The following is a 933-nucleotide window of genomic DNA, read 5'->3' on the forward strand; positions in this document are numbered from 1 at the left end:
AGAGCCCGATTTGAAAGAGGTTGAGCGATATCAGTGAGTTGTGATTCCTCGTCGTTGTCGAGACGATGGAGGATGATCATGACCTGGACTGATACCGCCCGGCGCGAGCATAATCGGGATCGGGCGCGCTATCCAAGCGATTTGACGGATCTGGAATGGGCTTTGGTTGCGCCTCTTTTGCCGGCGGCGAAGCGTGGCGGTCGTCCTCGGACGACCTGTCTTCGGGCGGTGATGGACGCGATCTTGTATCTCGGATCGAGCGGTTGCCAGTGGCGCGCACTGCCCAAATGCTTCCCGCCGGTATCGACCGTGCGCGGCTATTTCTACGACTGGCGCGACCGGGGGCTGTTTGCCTCGATCAACCATCTGCTGGTGATGGCGGCGCGCGAGCAGGCGGGCAAGCAGGCCAGCCCGACAGCCGGCATTATCGATAGCCAATCGGTCAAAACCACCGAAAGCGGCGGGATTTGCGGGTATGACGCGGGCAAAAAGGTGAAAGGCCGCAAGCGTCACATTGTCACCGACACGCTCGGCTTCCTACTCTTCGTGCTCGTTCATGCCGCCGACATCCAGGACCGGGACGGCGCGCCCGAACTGATCAAGGCCATTCGCTTCCGCTTCCCATGGCTGCGGCACATCTTCGCCGATGGCGGCTATGCCGGCGCAAAACTGACCGATGCGCTCGTCGGTCATGGAGTCTGGACCATCGAAATCGTGAAGCGCTCCGACGCCGCCAAAGGCTTCGTTGTCCTGCCGCGAAGATGGGTCGTCGAACGAACCTTCGCGTGGCTCGGACGCTGCCGCAGACTGGCTAAGGACTGGGAGAAATCCATCGAAAGCACAACCGCATGGGCCAATATCGCTTCCATCCGCATGCTAACCCGGAGGATCGCAAGACCCTCATATCATTGACCAACTTTCGAATCGGGCTCT

Annotated in this window: 1 protein-coding gene; it reads left to right on the forward strand. The window is 60.2% G+C overall.

Annotation, left to right across the window (positions count from 1 at the left end):
- Window positions 1–78: 78 nt before the first annotated feature.
- Window positions 79–912 carry an IS5 family transposase gene (locus GTW51_RS23360; RefSeq protein WP_163046410.1) on the forward strand — a complete coding sequence of 278 codons (834 nt, stop codon included), beginning with the start codon at window positions 79–81 and terminating at the stop codon, window positions 910–912.
- Window positions 913–933: the final 21 nt, after the last annotated feature.

The organism is Aurantimonas aggregata (assembly GCF_010500835.1).
Classification (GTDB): Bacteria; Pseudomonadota; Alphaproteobacteria; order Rhizobiales; family Rhizobiaceae; genus Aurantimonas; species Aurantimonas aggregata.

What these genes read in the sequence shown, in the direction of transcription:
- GTW51_RS23360 (WP_163046410.1), top strand. Translation starts at nt 79, where the DNA reads ATGACCTGGACTGATACCGCCCGGCGCGAGCATAATCGGGATCGGGCG.